Source organism: Kitasatospora sp. NPDC098663, from assembly GCF_044760075.1.
GTDB lineage: Bacteria > Actinomycetota > Actinomycetes > Streptomycetales > Streptomycetaceae > Kitasatospora.
On the sequence record NZ_JBIWAP010000084.1, the window covers coordinates 1 to 16213 of the forward strand.

Annotated in this window: 12 protein-coding genes; 4 read left to right on the plus strand and 8 right to left on the minus strand. The window is 73.0% G+C overall.

The window, feature by feature from the left end; all coding sequences use genetic code 11:
• Nucleotides 1-451 precede the first annotated feature (451 nt).
• Both ACIQVZ_RS40800 and ACIQVZ_RS40805 read right to left on the minus strand, forming a co-directional pair.
• Nucleotides 452-1252 (minus strand): hypothetical protein, encoded by an 801-nt coding sequence (locus ACIQVZ_RS40800; protein ID WP_402457781.1) that lies wholly within the window; start codon nucleotides 1250-1252, stop codon nucleotides 452-454.
• 67 nt (nucleotides 1253-1319) lie between these two features.
• Nucleotides 1320-1826, minus strand: coding sequence for a SigE family RNA polymerase sigma factor (locus ACIQVZ_RS40805; protein WP_350887417.1), 507 nt, complete (start codon nucleotides 1824-1826; stop codon nucleotides 1320-1322).
• A 263-nt stretch (nucleotides 1827-2089) separates the two neighbouring features.
• On the opposite strand from ACIQVZ_RS40805, the gene ACIQVZ_RS40810 reads away from it, so the two are divergent.
• Nucleotides 2090-5038, plus strand: coding sequence for an AfsR/SARP family transcriptional regulator (locus ACIQVZ_RS40810; protein WP_402457784.1), 2949 nt, complete (start codon nucleotides 2090-2092; stop codon nucleotides 5036-5038).
• 43 nt (nucleotides 5039-5081) lie between these two features.
• Here ACIQVZ_RS40810 and ACIQVZ_RS40815 read toward each other — a convergent pair whose 3' ends face one another.
• Nucleotides 5082-6947 carry a protein kinase gene (locus tag ACIQVZ_RS40815; RefSeq protein WP_402457787.1) on the minus strand — a complete coding sequence of 622 codons (1866 nt, stop codon included), beginning with the start codon at nucleotides 6945-6947 and terminating at the stop codon, nucleotides 5082-5084.
• A gap of 626 nt (nucleotides 6948-7573) precedes the next feature.
• Between ACIQVZ_RS40815 and ACIQVZ_RS40820 the strand changes: the two genes are divergently transcribed.
• The 3 genes from ACIQVZ_RS40820 to ACIQVZ_RS40830 all read left to right on the plus strand — a co-directional run bounded on the left by ACIQVZ_RS40820 (nucleotide 7574) and on the right by ACIQVZ_RS40830 (nucleotide 10487).
• A complete protein-coding gene (locus ACIQVZ_RS40820; RefSeq protein ID WP_402457789.1) occupies nucleotides 7574-7699 on the plus strand; it encodes a hypothetical protein in 126 nt (41 codons plus the stop codon).
• A 215-nt stretch (nucleotides 7700-7914) separates the two neighbouring features.
• Nucleotides 7915-8418 carry a hypothetical protein gene (locus ACIQVZ_RS40825; RefSeq protein ID WP_402457791.1) on the plus strand — a complete coding sequence of 168 codons (504 nt, stop codon included), beginning with the start codon at nucleotides 7915-7917 and terminating at the stop codon, nucleotides 8416-8418.
• Nucleotides 8415-10487: an alkaline phosphatase family protein gene (locus ACIQVZ_RS40830; RefSeq protein ID WP_402457793.1), complete on the plus strand. Its 2073-nt coding sequence runs from the start codon at nucleotides 8415-8417 to the stop codon at nucleotides 10485-10487. The genes ACIQVZ_RS40825 and ACIQVZ_RS40830 overlap by 4 nt, the downstream gene beginning before the upstream one ends.
• 56 nt (nucleotides 10488-10543) lie before the next feature.
• Here the strand turns inward: ACIQVZ_RS40830 and ACIQVZ_RS40835 are convergent, their stop codons facing one another.
• From ACIQVZ_RS40835 to ACIQVZ_RS40855, 5 genes are all read right to left on the minus strand, one after another.
• Entirely contained in the window at nucleotides 10544-10735 is a 192-nt protein-coding gene (locus ACIQVZ_RS40835; RefSeq protein ID WP_244293816.1) for a hypothetical protein, read from the minus strand.
• Nucleotides 10736-10769: 34 nt separating this feature from the next.
• Nucleotides 10770-11507, minus strand: a complete 738-nt coding sequence (locus ACIQVZ_RS40840; protein WP_350887401.1) for an SRPBCC domain-containing protein — start codon at nucleotides 11505-11507, stop codon at nucleotides 10770-10772.
• Nucleotides 11508-11574: 67 nt separating this feature from the next.
• Nucleotides 11575-12876, minus strand: a complete 1302-nt coding sequence (locus tag ACIQVZ_RS40845; RefSeq protein ID WP_402457797.1) for a cytochrome P450 — start codon at nucleotides 12874-12876, stop codon at nucleotides 11575-11577.
• A 10-nt stretch (nucleotides 12877-12886) separates the two neighbouring features.
• Complete coding sequence (locus ACIQVZ_RS40850; RefSeq protein WP_350887397.1) at nucleotides 12887-13102, minus strand: MbtH family protein; 216 nt, start codon at nucleotides 13100-13102, stop codon at nucleotides 12887-12889.
• 3 nt (nucleotides 13103-13105) lie between these two features.
• A partial coding sequence (locus ACIQVZ_RS40855; RefSeq protein WP_402457800.1) for an amino acid adenylation domain-containing protein occupies nucleotides 13106-16213 on the minus strand: 3108 nt, incomplete at its 5' end.

The window sequence follows — 16213 nt, forward strand, 5'->3', positions numbered from 1 at the left end:
CCAGCGGGCCCTCCGGGCGCTTCGTTCTTTCGTGTTCCCAGCTTACCAGATGTTTTCCGCCCCGTTTCCGGCGCTTCGTTCATCCAACTCGCTGGTGTCTTCTGCGGCTTGACGCCCCGTCCGACGTTCCAAACTCTAGCCGATCCCCACTCCGAAAAGCGAATCGGCCGCAATCCAATAAAACGAACACACCGATATACACACCGAGCCTCGCCCGCATATGGCGAGCCGACCCGGCCCGAACCGGGACGTGGTGTTTCGAAAGGATTGGCCGCCCCGGGACCGTCCGCGCCGATGCGTGTCCGGTGCTCCCTGCCGAGCGACTGGCTGACAGTACCCCTACTCGGCGCCCGAAACAAATGCCCAGCCCGGGACGCGCCCGCCAAGGCGAGCACGGACAGACCGTGCTCGACCTCGGCCGGCGCAACCCCTGCGAACGCGACGCGCGGGGTCAGCCGACGGCGCCGAGGATCGGCGCCCAGGCGGCACCGGTGAGTGCGGCCACCGCCTGCTGCTCGGTCAGCGGAGGAGCGGGACGGGTCGGCTTCGGCGTCTCGGCGCCAGTGCCGCCGCCGGTGCTGTTCCACTGCACCATCCGAAGCTGCGCGCCGGTCGACTTCAGGGTCACCGTCACCGTCCAGCGGCGGGCGGTGTCGGGACGGACCGGGTGCGCGTCCGCGTTCTGCTGGAACATCACCAGGGCCCCGCCGGGAACCTCGGCGCTGCTCGGCAGCTCGGTCATCTTGCAGGTGTCGCCGTCCTTCTTGGGCTGCCACTCGCAGCTCAGCCCGTCGCCATCCTTGAGCGGCAGCGGGAGCCGCAGGGCGGAGACGCCGACGAAGGCGGCGCCGTGACCGTCGTCGAGGACCAGTTCGCCGTTGGCGACGCGCCCGGCGGACGGATCCGAGGGGTTGTTGCTCTGCCCGCTCTCCGCGCTGAACCGGCCCCCGGGGAACGTCGCCTCCAGGGCCTGGATCATCTGGGTGTCGGTGATCGCGGAACGCGGCATCGCCATCGCCGACACCCTGATGTCGGATCCTCCGGAGTGCATCCCGGCGAACACCTCGGGGATCACCAGGCCGACGGCCGCGATCGCGGTGCAGGCACCGACCCCGGCGATGACGCCGGCCGTGCGCCGACGCCGGCGGATCCGCCCGCGCTGGACGGCTCCGCGCATGAGCGTGGTGAGGTCTGGTTCGAGGGAGTCGGTCGTGCGGTCCAGGGCGTGTGCGAGGTCTGCTTCGAACGGCATGCTGGCGTCACCTGTTTCTGTCGCTGATGGGGGCTTCGTGGCGGTTTCGACCTGCGCGCAACGGTGCTCAGTGCGGAACCAGGTCGGACAGGCTGTCGCCGAGCAGGGCACGCACCCTGCCGAGCGCCCGGGTGCCCTGGGAGCGGACCGCGCTGCTGCTCAGCTTGAGCATCCGGGCGGTCTCCTCGATGCTGCGGTCCTCCCAGTAGCGCAGCAGCAGCACCGCCCGGTCGCGGGGCGGCAGTTGGCCGAGCGCGTCCAGCAGGGTGAGCCGCAGCGCGGTGTCCGGGCCGGCCGCCGCGCTGTCGGGCATGGTCCCGGTGGGACGCTCGCCGCTGCTCCGTCGACGCCGCAGGCTGAGGAAGGTGCGGACCAGGACCGTCTGGGCGTAGGCGGCCGGGTTGTCCGCCTTGGCCACCCGCTTCCAGTGCACGTACACCCGGCTGAGGGTCTCCTGGACCAGGTCCTCGGCAAGATGTGCGTCGCCGGCCGCGAGGACGTACGCGGAGCGGTACAGCGCCTTCGCCCTCGCCGCCACGAACGCCAGGTACTCATCCTCCTGTGCTGATTTCACTCGGTTCCCGCCTGTTCCCTTGTCCTGTGATCCCCGTGCATACCCCTCATGACTACGTAAGGCGTCAGCATGTCGCGCGGGCGGGGCACCTTCTTTTTCTTTTCACCGCTGCCGCGTCGGCTGCCCCCTGCGGACACCCGCGTCTGCCCGCGGCCGACCCCGTGAGAAGCAGCCCCGGCCAGCGGTGATGCGGTCGGTATCATGCGCCCGGGGGTTCGTTTGCAGGCAGAGGGGAACGGTCGGTGGGTGGGTTGCGGTTCACGGTGCTGGGACCGATACGGGGGTGGCGGGACGGCGGCGAGCTCGCACTCGGGTCGCCGCAGCAGCGGAACCTGCTGCTCTCGCTGCTGCTGAGGGCCAACCACCCCGTGTCGACCGGTCAACTCGTCGACGACCTGTGGGGCGAGGAGCCGCCCGCCAAGCCCATGGCCGTGATCCGGACGTACGTCCACCGCCTGCGCCGCGTCCTCGGGCCCGCCCCGCTGACCTCGCTCAGCGGGGGCTACCTGCTCACCGTGGATCCCGGGGAGCTGGACACCCACCGCTGCGAGGAGCTCGTCGGCACGGCGAAGGAGCTCAGCGGCGCCGGGGAGCACGCTCGCGCCGCCGCCGCGCTGCGCCTGGCGCTGGCCCTCTGGCAGGGCGAGCCGATGTCCGGACTCTCCGGCCCCTATGCCGAGCGGCAGCGCGGCGAGTGGACCGAACGCCGGGTGACCGTCCTGGAGTCGTGTCTGGAGGCCGAGATCGAGGCCGGACCGTCCGGCGAGGCCGTCGCCGAACTGACCGCGGTCGCGGCCGAACACCCGCTCAGGGAACGGTTCTCCGAGCTGCTGATGCTCGCCCTCTACCGGGCCGGACGGCAGGCCGAGGCCCTGAGCGTCTACCGCGAGACGGACCGGCGGTTGCGGGCTCAGCTCGGCGTCGCCGCCGGGCCCGGTCTGCGCGAGTTGCAGCGCCGGATCCTGGTGGCCGACGCCGCCCTCGTGGCGCCCGCGCCGCCCCGGCCCGACAGCACCACCACGGCCCGCCCGCCGTACCACGCGCCGATCCGGCCGACCCAGGTACCGGCCGACCTCGCCGACTTCACCGGCCGCGAGGCGCAGACGGAAGCGGTGCGGGCCGTCCTGCTCGCGCCCCGCACCGTGCCCGTGGCGACGGTGTCGGGCCTGGGCGGCATGGGCAAGACGGCCCTGGCCGTCCATGTCGCGCACGGGCTGGCCGCCGACTTCCCCGACGGCCAGCTCTACGTCGACCTGCACGGGGCCGACGGCCGCCCGACTCCGCCCGAGGAGGTGCTGGGCGCCTTCCTCCGCGCCCTCGGCGTGCCGGCGGAGGCGCTGCCCGCCGGGCTCCCCGAACGCTCCGCCCAGTTCCGCTCGCTGCTCTCCGGCCGACGCGTGCTGACGGTCCTCGACAACGCCCGGGACGCCGAGCAGATCAGGCCGCTGCTGCCCGGCCGGCCCGGCTGCGCCGTGCTCGTCACCAGCCGGGCCCGGCTCGGTTCGCTTCCCAACGCGCACGTCGTCGAGCTGCCGGCCTTCGCCCCGGAGGAGGCCCTCGACCTGCTCGGCCAGGTGGTCGGCGGGCAGCGGCTGCGGGCCGAGGCGGACACGGCCAGGGAGCTCGTGCGGCTCTGCGGCCACCTCCCGTTGGCCGTGCGCATCCTCGCCGCCCGCCTCTCCTGCCGACCGGGCTGGACCATGGCCCGGCTGCTCGACAAGCTGTCCGAGAACCGCCGCCGGCTGGATGTGCTGCGCACGGAGGACCTCGCCGTCGAGTCGGCGTTCCGCTTCGGCTACGACCAGCTGACGCCCGACCAGGCCCGGGCCTTCTGCCTGCTGGCCGTGCCGGACGTGCCCGACCTGTCGCCGGGCGCGGTCGCGGCGGTGCTCGACCTGCCCGAGCACGAGGCCGAGGAGCTGGCCGAGTCGCTGGTCGACTGCTCGATGCTGGAGACCGCGCCGCCGGACCGCTACCGCTACCACGACCTGCTGCGCGCCTTCGCCCAGCGGCTCGTCCCAGAGACAGCGGCCGACGTCGAGGCCGGCGCGGGCTCGGCCCCGGAGGCGGACCACCCGGCCGCCGTCCTCACCCGCCTGGTGATCCGCCAGCACGCCGAGACCGTCGCGGCCCTCGGCCCGACCGCCACCCGCGCGGCCCTGACCGGCGCCGGTGCACCGTACGCCCCCGACTGCCGCGCGGTGGCCCGCGGCCGCGGCGAGTACCAGGGCATCGGCGCCCTGGTCGGCCAGTACGCCGGGCTCCCCCAGCCGCCCCGGCTCGATCTGGTGGCCGAACTGCTGCTCGGGGGAAGCCTGTTGTGCGAGACCGGCCAGGCCGCCCGGCCGCTGGGGCACGCGGCCAAGGTCCTGCTCCAGGCAGCCGTCCGGCAGGGCGACCGAACGGCCGAGGTCAGGGCCCGGCTGGTGCTCGGCCGGCTGCTGACCGAGGTCGGCTCCGAACCCGCGGCCCTCGGCGAGCTGATCAGGTCCCGCGACCTGTGCATCGCCCACGGCCTGCCGGGGCCGCTGCTCGCCCTGGCCCACGCCTCCCTGGCCGCCCTGTTCGTCCAGGTCGGCCGGCCGGGCGACGCGGTCGACGGCTTCGCGGCGGCGATCGCGGTCTGGGAGCGGCTCGGCGACCGGCGCTCGGTGGCGGGCGAACTGCTGAACCTGGCCGGTGCGTTCACCGAGCTCGGCCGGCCCGAGGCGGCGGTCCGCGTCGTCGACCAGTCCCTGCTGATCTGCCACCAGCTCGCCGACCACGAGCTCCAGGCGCTCGCCCTCGACTCGTTGGGGACGATCGCCCACGATCGCGGCGAGTTCGAGCAGGCCCTGCGCCACCACCGCGGCGCCCTCGCCCTGCTGCGGCCGGACGACCGGCGCCGGACGGGCCGCACGCTCCTGCGGCTCACCGAGTCGCTGCGAGCCGTCGGCCGCGGCGACGAGGCGGTGGAGGCGGCCGACCGGGCGGTCGAGGTGCTGACGCTCGACGGCGACCGCCGGGGGCGGGGGCTGGCCCTGGCGGCGCTCGGTGACGCGCTCGCCGACCGCGGCGCCGCAGCGGACGCGGCCCGGGCGTGCCGATCGGAGGCCTACGGCATCCTGGCCTCCATCGGCTCCCCCGAAGCCGACCGGCTGCGCGCCCTGATCGGCCTCGGCGGGGCCGCCGACCGGCCCCGCCGGCAGTGGCCGTCCTGGCTGCCGGCCTGATCCTCCCCTCGCCCCGGGGGTGTTCGGCTACCGGTCCGACGGCTCAGGACAGCGCCCACACCTGGTTCTCCGCTTTCGAGCAGTCCGCCACCCTGACGTAGTAACCGGCTCCGTCCGACGTCAGGCAACCCTTGGTGGCGCCGTTGACGATCTGGTAGCCGCCCGGAACCGGCGTGAAGGACCAGAGCTGGTTGTCGTTGTACGGCGGGCTCGTCCAGATCTGCACGCGCCCGTCGCCCGTGTCCAGATCCAGCACCTTGGTGTAGTTGCTGGAGGCGTTGCGCAGGAAGTACTTCCCCTCGAAGACCTTTTCCAGCCGCCACTGCTGGGCCGGCGTGCCGTTGATGATGAAGGTGCCGACCTGGTTGCCGTTCCTGTCCCCGGAGTAGGAGTTGTCCAGCGCGACGCCGACGCTGGTGATCTGTGCCTGGGAGGGCAGCTGCGGCTGCGGTTTCGGCTCCGGCGTGGACGGCGTCGGCGGCGTGGGCGGCGCCGACGTCGCGGACGGCGTCGGCGTGGGCGGTTCGTGGGAGGCGGGCGGGGACGGGACGGCGGAGGTCGGCGCGGGCGGGGCCGGGTTCTGGCCGGCGGTGGGCGCCGTGGAGGCCGGAGCCGGCACACCGGGCTGGGACGGGGAGGCGGAGGTCGGCGCGGACGGGGCGGGGTTCTGGCCGGCGGTGGGCGCGCCGGAGGCCGGAGCCGGCACACCGGGCGGGACGGGCCCGGCGGTGGTCCGCCCGGCGACCGGCTCGGGCTCGGCGCCGGGCGTGGGGCTCCCGCCCGCTTCCGGGCCGGCCGACGGCACCGGGGTCGTCGGCTCGGCGGGCTGCTGTCCGGCGGGTTGGCGGTCGGCTGCCACCGCAGCGGAAACGGCCGGGCCCGAGAGGCCGGCCACCGGGCCCGCGACGGCGGCGGCGTCCGGAGCGTCGTCCTCGTCGGACCGGATCACCGTCGCTCCGGAGGCCCCGACCACGCAGAGCAGCGACAGCGCCGTCACCCCGATCAGCCCGCGCAGGCGGAACCTGGCCCACGGTGCGCGTCCGGCGACCGGCCGGGGCCCGACCGGAGCCGGCGGCGCCGTCTCCTCGGCCGGTGCGAGGGCGTCCCGTACCGCCGCGGCCATCGTCGCCGCGTCGGGCCAGCGCTCGCCGGGATCCTTGGCCATCGCCCGCTCGACCAGCGCCCACACCGGCGCGGGCACGTCCTCCGGAAGCGGCGGCACGGGCTCCGTCAGGTGCTTGAGGATCAGTTCGAGGGCGGTCTCCCCGTCGAAGGGGAGCTTGCCGGCGAGGCATTCGTAGAGGACGACGCCGAGTGCGTAGAGGTCCGCCGAGGCGGTGACCGTCCCGGTGGAGGCCTGTTCCGGCGCCTGGTAGGCGGCGGTGCCGAGCACCATGCCCGGTACGGTCAGCCGGGCGTCGCAGCCGGGCCGGGCGATGCCGAAGTCCGCGATCACCGTCCGGTCGCCGCGGACCATCAGGTTGGCCGGTTTGATGTCCCGGTGGACCACCTCGGACTCGTGCGCGGCCTCCAACGCCTCCAGCACCTGGAGTGCCATCCGGAGGGTCTCCTCCACCGGCAGCGCGCCGCGGCGTTCCAGCACGGCGCTCAGCGGTTGCCCGTCGATCAGCTCCATGACCAGGTAGCCGACCGAGGGCCGCCCGTCCACGGCGCTGTGCCCGTAGTCGTACACCCCGACGATGCCCGGGTGGCGCAGCTGTGCCATGACGCGGGCCTCGGCGTGGAAGCGTTCGGCGAAGCCGGATTCGTCCAGCAGGGCCGGCTTCACCACCTTGACCGCGACCCGGCGGCCCAGGACCTCGTCCTCGGCGAGCCACACGTCGCCCATCGACCCGCCGCCCAGCAGGTCCACCAGCCGGTAGCGGTCGGCGAGCACGGTGCCGCGCATGATACTCCCTGAATCAAGCCCGAGGACCGGAGCGAATCCGGAGACCGGCCCGGTTCCATGGGCGCACCTTGGTCCGGGGCGCCCTCCGAGGATCATGACACCGGCAAAACAATTACTGGCTTTCCATCATATGAATCACGTTCGACTCAAGCCATCCCCGCCCCACACCCCATCCCGTGCCCCCGCGCCCCGCGCCCACGCGCCCCCGCGCCTCGACGGCCGCGTCGCCGCAGCCGGCCGGGCGGGGTGTCAGCCGCCCTCCCCAGCCGCGACCGGTCACCGGTCCACTCGAAGGAACGCCGTCGTCGAGCCTCCCGGAACCGGCCTGCGAGGGGCTGCTCGTCCTCGCTCCCGGACAGCCTCGGAGCAGGCCGTCAAGGGCTCCCGAAGCGCCGGACCGACTTCTCGCGCTTCTCGCGCCAAAGGTTCGCAGCAAAATTACCTGTCACTGGAATGCAGGTCGCCGGGACTTTTCGCATCGCGCCCCAGGACCGGCCGACCTAGCGTGGTTCGCGGTGCTCCTCCTCGGCACTCCTCGCCGCAGGCAAGCCATGGGACCGAGCCGCGGATCCGCCCGGGCAAGGCTTCGGCGGCACACGAACAGATGAATTCGGAAAGGCTCAGCCATGGGCTTCAACCACGTCGGCTCGGTGATCGCGGTACCCGACAAGCCGAACCGGTTCCGGGTGTTCTCCGGCACCAACCACCGGCGCGTGGAAATCAGCGAGTGGGAGCGCCTCACCAAGGGCTGACAGTCGCCTCGGGTGCCCGGACCGCACCGCACCGGACCGCACCGGACCGCACCGGACCGGACCGGACCGGACCCACCGCACCCCAGCACTGGACGCCCGACCGGGCCGACCCCGGCCGGGCGTCGCACGTACCCGTACGTGCCCCGGGCCGTCGAACCGTTCGTCGGCCCCGTCTCCCCCGCTCATGTACACCTGCTCCGATCGGAGACCCGCCCATGGGTCGGTTCGTCACAGACGTCGATGTCCTGGTCGCCTACGACGACCCGGTACGACATCCGCCGTTCCACACGCCCACCGGGTGGGAGTGGATCGACGTCGATCTGAACACGGGCGCACGCGGCGCCTACCTGTACCTCGTCTTCGAACGGTCCGCCGACGACCGGCCCGTCACCGGCATCCGCGTCCTGACGGACGACGAGAAGCCGCCCGCCGGCTACCAGAAGCTGCCGGTCGACCTCAACAGGGGAACCCACGTCCACGACAAGGCCCTGTTCCTGGCCGTCACCCGTCAGGAAGGCGCAGCCCGGCCCATCGTCGACCTCACCGTCGCGCACTGGAAGGACGGGTCGCAGGAGATCCCTCCCGAAACGGGCTACACCCGCGTCGAAACGAACCTCAACGAGGGCGCGACGGGCGACTTCGTCTACCTCGACTACCTCCGGGCCACCGAGAACGCACCCTCCGGTTCGCCCGCCACGCCGGACCAGGAGAACGCGTGAACACTCCCCACTCCCCGCAGAGCGCTCCGTCGCTGCCGGACTCGCTGCTGAAGGCCCTCAAGCGCAAGCCCCGCCCCGGCGGCCTGAAGGCCATCCGACACGTGGTCTTCCTGATGCAGGAGAACCGCTCCTTCGACCACTACTTCGGCAGCGACTTCCGAGGAGTGCGCGGGTACGACGACCGCAACCTCGTCACGTTCCCCGGGACCGGCGGCCGCACCGTCCTCGACCAGCCCGACCCGGACGACTCCTCCAGGCCCCACAGGCCCTACCGGTTCGGCCCGGGCGACGTGACGACCGAGCCTGCGGCCCACAACTGGCCCACCGGCCACGAGGCGTGGAACAACGGCCGCTACGACCAGTGGATCGATGCCGAGAAGACCCCCGCCATGGGCTACTTCGACCAGCCGGAGGTCGTCGGGACCTACCGGGCGCTGGCCGATCAGTTCACCATCTGCGACGCCTACCACTGCTCGGTGATGGGCGAGACCACCTCGAACCGCAACTACCTCTTCAGCGGATTCGGCGGCTGGGAGCCCGACGGGTCGCGGGTCACCGGGTCGGTCGCGCACGACCGCGAGAACCCCGACGCGGCCTACGCGGGAGACCGGACGCTGGGGTACAACTGGTCCAGCTACCCCGAGATCCTGGAGGTCAACAACGACCCCTTCGGGTCCGACAGGATCAGCTGGCGCGTCTACCAGGGCTGGGACAACTACTACGACAACAACCTGGAGTTCCACGCCGAGTTCAAGCGGGTCTTCCAGACCGTGCTGAAGATCGCCGAGCTCGACTACCTGAGCCTGTACGACTTCTACCGGGATCCGAAGCGCGTACGCCCGGAGGACGTGGAGGCGCTCGCCAAGGCGGTCGCCTACCTGCCGCCGGCCGAGCGGAGCCTCTACGACCGAGGGCTCTTCCGATGCCCGCCCCCGCCGGACTCGAAGCAGAACCCGAAGAACCACCGCGACTTCGTCTACGCGTTCGCCCAGGACGTGGCGGCGAAGAGGGTCCCCCGGGTCTCGTACCTGGTGCCCTCGGACGCGGACTCGGAGCACCCGGGCCAGGGCGGTTCGGCCCCCATGACCGGTGAGGAGGTCGTCTGCCAGGTCCTGGACGTCATCGCCTCCGACGAGGACATGTGGGACTCCACCGTGCTGTTCATCAGCTACGACGAGAACGACGGCTTCTTCGACCACGTGCCGCCGCCGGTGCCCCCGCAGGGCGTCGACGACGAGTACGTCGGCAAGGAGCCCATCGGCCTGGGCATGCGCGTACCGATGATCGTCGTCTCCCCGTGGACCGTGGGCGGCTACGTCAACTCCCAGGTCTTCGACCACACCTCACAAGTCCGCTTCCTGGAGGAGTGGTTGGGCGTACGGCAGCCCGCCATCAGCCGCTGGCGACGCACCGTGGCCGGCAACCTCACCTCGGTCTTCGACTTCGACCGCACCGGCGACCCGCCACCGCAACCCACCGACCCCACCCGGCGTCTGGCCCGCCCGCTGCCGTACCAGCCGGACTCCCACGGCGCCCTGGACCAGGGGCAGGGTGTGTTCGTCCTGCAACCGGTCAACACCGGCGCCGCCTCCGTGCACCTGACCCTGTACGACAACGTCGGCACGTCCGGCACCTACGGCACTCCTCGGCACTTCGACGTGCTCGGCACCACCGCGCCCGCCACCAACGTGCCGCTGGTCGACGGACGTTACGACTTCTACCTCACCGGCCCCAACGGATTCCGCCGCGAGTTCGCCGGAAAGGCCGCCGGAGCCGCCGCCGAAACCTCCGTCGCCAGCGCCGTCGCCACCGCCCCGAAGCGCACCCTCACCCTGACGATCACGTCACCCAGTGCCACGCCCCAGACCGTCACCGTGGCGCCCCGGCACTACAGCACCGCGAAAGCGCTGACCGGCGCCGTCGTCACGGGCAAACCCCTCACCCTCGTCTGGGACACCGAGGCCGCCGACGGCTGGTACGACCTGGACCTCGCGATCACCGAGGACGCGTCCTTCCGCCGCCGCCTCATGGGCCACGTCGAGAACGGCCGGCCGAGCATCAGCGGCTGAACGCCGAGGAGGCCGGCGCCTGGGCGCGGCGCCGGCCTCCTCGGGTGCGGGGTGTGCTACCGGCGGCCGCGGGCCGGTGCGGGGTTGAGCTTGGCACTGAGCACCGACAGGAAGGTCGGGAGCCTGTCCACCGCGGTCTTGGGGACGGGGGTGACCTGGACGGTGTCCCGGACCACGTCCTGCACGACGAGCTTGTAGGTGCCGCCCTCCTCGACGAGTTCGGCGGCGTAGAGCAGGGTTTCTTCCACCAGGGGTCCCTCCGGTCGTCTGTCGTACGGCGGGTCAGGAGCCGTTGAGCCAGGCGTTCCACGCCTTGGTCGCCTGCTCCTCGTCCGCTCCCTGGGCGAACAGGTGGTGGCCCAGCCAGATCGGCCAGTTCCAGGAGCTGCCGTTGTAGAACCGGTACAGCGTGTCCGGCCCGCGCAGGCCGATGAAGTCGGGGCTCAGGTAGTCCACGACCACCTCCTCCCGGCCGCCGTCCGCGCCCGGGAGGTCGAGTGACAGCCGGTCGCCGACGGCCGTGTCGTCGGCGAGGCCGAGGCGCCGGCGCAGCGTGGCGAAGTCGGCGGGTTCGGCGGTCGGTCCGGGCCGGGTGGCCTTGACGTAGACGGCGGTGCGGTCGGCGAAGTGCGCCAGGTACTGGGCGAGGCTGTGCTGGTAGAGGTCGACGTGCTTCTCGGCCGCGTCCGCCCTGGTGTCCCAGCCGTCGTCGACGACGCCCTCGTGCACCCAGTGGATCCCCATCCGCAGGTGGCTCGACGTGCCGTCGGCCGGCTCGATGTGGTAGCTGAGGGTGTTCGAGAAGCCGCCCTCCCTGGTCGCCCGGACGGCGAAGTGGTGCGGCGGTTCCCAGGCCACGACGGTGCCGCCGCCGCGGGAGACCGTCCCGCCGACGTGCGGCTCGACCTCCATGGGGTACAGCCAGCTGAGGTTGCCGGCGCCGGTGGCGATCGCCTGCCAGACCTTGTCGGGTACGGCGGGCAGGTCCTGTTCCCGGCGCACCTGGAACTCTCGGGCCACGATCGGTTCTCCTTCACAGTCGATGGGCTTGTCGTTCGATGGGGTTGTCACTCGACGGGCTTGTCGTTCAGTAGGTGAGCGGCAGTGCGCACAGCCGCCGTTGCAACGGGTTGGGCCGCCAGTCGAGGGCCGTCTCGTCGGCGAGTGCGAGGCCGGGGAGCCTGCGGACCAGGGTGCCGATCGCCAGTTCGGTCTGGAGCTTGGCGAGCGGTCCGCCGAGGCAGAAGTGCGGGCCCGTGCCGAAGGTCAGGTGCCGGTTGCGGGCGCGCGTCAGGTCGAGCCGGTCGGGGTCCTCGAAGCGGTACTGGTCGCGGTTGGCGGCGCCGAGGAACAGGTACACCAGCTCGCCCTCGCGCAGCGTCCGCCCGCCGATCTCGACGTCCTGCGCGACGACCCGGACGATCGCCTGGGTCGGCGTGTCGTAGCGGGCCAGCTCCTCGACGGCGGTGCGGATCAGCCCCGGGTCCTCGCGCAGCCGGGCCAGCTGGTCGGGGTGGCGCAGCAGGGCGAGGGTGCCGTTGCCGATCAGGTTGGCGGTGGTCTCGTCCCCGGCGGTGATCAGGACGAAGCAGGTGGACAGCAGTTCGGAGTCGGTGAGCCGGTCGTCCGTGGCCTGGGTGGTGACCAGGGCGCTGATCAGGTCGTCGCCCGGATCGTCGCGGCGCTGCCGGATGAGCCGGGACAGGTACTCCTCGTACTGGTCGACGGCGGCCTCGGCCTGCTCGATGTCGGCGGTGAGGTTTCCGAGCCGGCGGAACCAGGTCTTGACCTGGGGGCGGTCCTCGGGCGGGATGCCGAACAGCTCGCAGGCGACGGCCAGGGGCAGCGGGGAGGCGACCGCCTCGATGAAGTCCATGGCGGGGCCCTGGGCCACGGCCCGGTCGATCAGGTCGTCGACGACCGCCTGGATGCCGTCCCGCAGGGCCTCGACCCGCCGGGCGGTGAACGCCCGGTTGACCAGCTTGCGCAGCCGGGCGTGGTCCGGCGGGTCGGTGTTGGTCATCACCCGGCCGAGCCGGTCGGTGAGCCGGCTCAGGGCCTTCAGGTCGCCGCCGAGGCCGCCGAGGGCCCGGGTCATCCGGTCCCGGTCGTTCGACAGGCGCAGGTCGCTCAGGGCGGCGTCGACGTGGGCGTACCGGGTGAGGTGCCAGATGCCCTGGTCGCTGCGGTGGACCGGGCTCTCGTGCCGCATGCGGGCGTAGAACGGGTACGGGTCGCGGCGGGCCTCGGGCGTGTACAGGGCCGCGGCGAGGTCGCCGGGCCCGGCCGGGCCCGCGGTGGCACGGGCCTCGGCCGGGGTGCCGGACGGGGTGTCGGACGGGGTGTCGGCTCCGAACGTTTCGGCTCCGAGGGTTTCGGTGGAGGTCACGTCGGCCGCGCTACTTCCGGGCGTCCATGGCGTCGGCGAGGCTCCTGGGCCGCATGTCGGTCCAGGACTGCTCGACGTACTCCAGGCAGGCGGTGTGGCCGTCGGGGCCGTGGGCGACGGTCCAGCCCTCGGGGACGTCGGCGAACTGCGGCCACAGCGAGTGCTGGTTCTCGTGGTTGACGAGCACGAGGAAGGTCGCGTCCTGATCGTCGAACGGGTTGGTCATGGGTCAGTCCTCCTGGTGGGAAAGGGCGGTGTCGCCGGTGACCTCGGCGAGGCGGGCGGCCACGATCGGTCCGATCTGGGCCAGCGAGCCCGGCTGGGTCATCCGGTCGTGGCGGGTGGTGATGTCGTGGGAGTCGATCCGGCCGGTGACGTACGGGCGCCAGGTGCCGGCGCCGGCCGAGTCCTCGGTGCGGTCGATCGTGGAGTTGAACAGCAGCAGGTCCCCCTCGAACCGGCCGGGGGCGTGGGCGACCGCCAGCTCGGCGTTGTTGATCATGATCCGGACGACGGCCTCGATGCGCCGCTCGTCCAGGTGCGCCAGGGCGCTGCCCCGACGGCGCAGGATCTCGGCGACCTCGGCGTAGGACAGCGGCCCCTCGCCCAGTTCGGCGGGGTCGCAGTCCAGGATGCCGACGAGCACGTCCCGCTCGGTGGGCACGGCGGAGTCGTCGAGCACCACGTCCTTGACCGGGTAGGCGTCGAGGGCCGCCAGCAGTTCGGTGCGCTCGCCGCGGGCCTGGAGCTCGCAGGCGATCGCGTGGGCGATCAGCCCGCCGGCGGACCAGCCGAGCAGCCGGTAGGGGCCGTCGGCCTGGACCTTGCGGATCTGGTCGGCGTAGTCGGCCGCCATCTCCTCGTACGACGTCGGCAGGGCCTCGGCGTGCGCGAGACCACGTGCCTGGATCGCGTACACCGGGTACTCCGGGCCGATGTGGTTCAGCAGACCGGAGTAGGACCAGCTGATGCCGCCGCCGGGGTGAATGCAGAACAGCGGCGGGCGGGTGCCGGTGGACCGCAGCGGCAGCACCACGTCGAAGGCGTCCTCGGCGTCGTCCATGGCCAGCCGGCTGGTCAGACCGGCCACGGTGGGGGCCTCGAACAGAGTGCGCAGGCCCACCGGGACGCCCAGCGTCCCGCGGATGCGCGAGACCAGGCGGGCGGCCAGCAGCGAGTGCCCCCCGAGGTCGAAGAAGCTGTCGTCGAGGTGGACCTGCTCCCGGCCGAGGATCTCGGCGAACAGGGAGCACAGCAGCTGCTCCTGGGGGGTGCGCGGGCCGCGGCCCGCGCCCGTCGCCTCGGACTCGGGTGCGGGCAGCGCGGCCCGGTCCAGCTTGCCGTTGGCGGTCAGCGGCAGCGCGTCGAGGGTGACGAAGGCCGACGGCACCATGTACTCGGGCAGTTCGCGACCGAGCCGGCGGGCGAGGCCGTCCGGCGCGGGCGCGCCCTCGGCGGCGGGCACCAGGTAGGCGACCAGGCGCTTGTCGCCCGGCCGGTCCTCGCGGGCGACGACGGCCGCCTGGGCCACGCCCGGGCAGGCGGCGAGGAGGGCCTCGACCTCGCCGGGCTCGATCCGGAACCCGCGCAGCTTGACCTGCTCGTCGGCGCGGCCGACGAACTCCAGGACGCCGCCGGGCAGCCAGCGGACGAGGTCCCCGGTGCGGTACATGCGCTCCCCCCGCTCGAACGGGCAGGCGACGAACCGCTCGGCGGTCAGGCCCGGCCGGCCCGGGTAGCCCCGGGCCACGCCCGCCCCGGCGAGGTACAGCTCGCCCTCCACGCCCACCGGCACCGCGCGCAGCCCGTCGTCGAGCACGTACGCCCGCATGTTCGCCATCGGCCGGCCGATCGGCACGCTCGCGGCGGTCCCGGGGAGCGCGCGGACCCGGTGGTGGGCGGCGAAGGTGGTGGCCTCGGTCGGGCCGTAGCCGTTGACCACGGCTGTGCGCGGGCAGGCCGCCAGCACCCGGGCGACGGCCGACGGCGGCACCACGTCGCCACCGGTCCACACCTCGCGGACCGTGGCGAGCAGCTGCGGCCGCTCCTCGGCCACCAGCCGGAACAGGCCGGCCGTCAGCCACAGCCCGGTCACCCCGTGCTCGGCGACCGCGCCCGCGAGCAGGTCGAGGTCGAGCCGGCCGGGCGGTGCGACGACGATCGTGCCGCCGCCGAGCAGCGGCGCCCAGAGCTCGTACGTCGCGGCGTCGAAGGCCGTGGGCGAGTGCAGCAGCACCCGGTCGTGGCCGCCCTCGCGCCAGCACGGGGCGAGCGCGAGCGCCACCACGTCACGCTGGGTGACACCGACGCCCTTCGGCCGGCCGGTCGAACCGGAGGTGTACATCACGTACGCCAACTGCCGGGGATCACAGGGGATCTGTGGATCGGACCCGTCGGGTTCGGCCTGGCTCAGCGCGGTCAGCACGTCCTCGGTGAGCACCAGGGCCGCGCCGGTCTCCCGGAGGATCAGGTCGATCCGGGAGGACGGGAACCGCGGATCGAGTGGGACGTACACGCCGCCGGCCTTGACGATCGCCAGGATCGCGACGACGAGGTCCGCGGAACGCTCCAGCATGACCGCGACCGGGGTCTCCGGCCGCACGCCCTGGCCGATCAGCGCCCGGGCGAGGCGGTTGGCCCGGCCGTCGAGCTCCCGGTAGGTCAGTTCGGCGCCGTCCGCGACGACCGCGACCGCGTCCGGCACCGCCCGCACCCGGCGGGCGAACAGCTCCGGCAGGGCGGCCTCGGGCCTTCCGGCGCCAGGCAGTTCCGCGCCGGGCAGTTCGGCGCGCGGCAGTTCGGCGCGCGGCAGTTCGGCGCCGGTCCGGTTGAACTCGACCAGCAGTTCGCCGCGTTCCTCGCCGGACAGCAGGTCGAGCCGGCCGATCGGCTGGTCCGGCTCGGCGGCGGCCGCGCGCAGCAGCCGTACCCAGCGGGCGAACAGCAGCTCCACCGTGGCCGGGTCGAACAGGTCGGTCGCGAACTCGACCGCGCCGAGCACGCCCGCCGGGCCGCCGTCCGGGCCGTACTGCTCGGCCAGGCTGACGGTCAGGTCGACCCGCGCGGTGCCGGTGGGGGCCTCCAGGTGGGCGGTCTCCAGGCCCGGCAAGGTGAACGCCCCGGCCGGGGCGTTCTGCAGGCCGAGCATGACCTGGAACAGCGGGTGGTGGGCCAGCGACCGGGTGGGGTTGACGGCCTCGACCAGGTACTCGAACGGCACGTCCTGGTGGGCGTAGGCGGCCAGCGCCTTCTGCCGCACCCGGCCGACGAGTTCGGCGAAGCCCGGGTCGCCTGCGGTGTCGGTGCGCAGCACCAGCGTGTTGACGAAGAAGCCGAC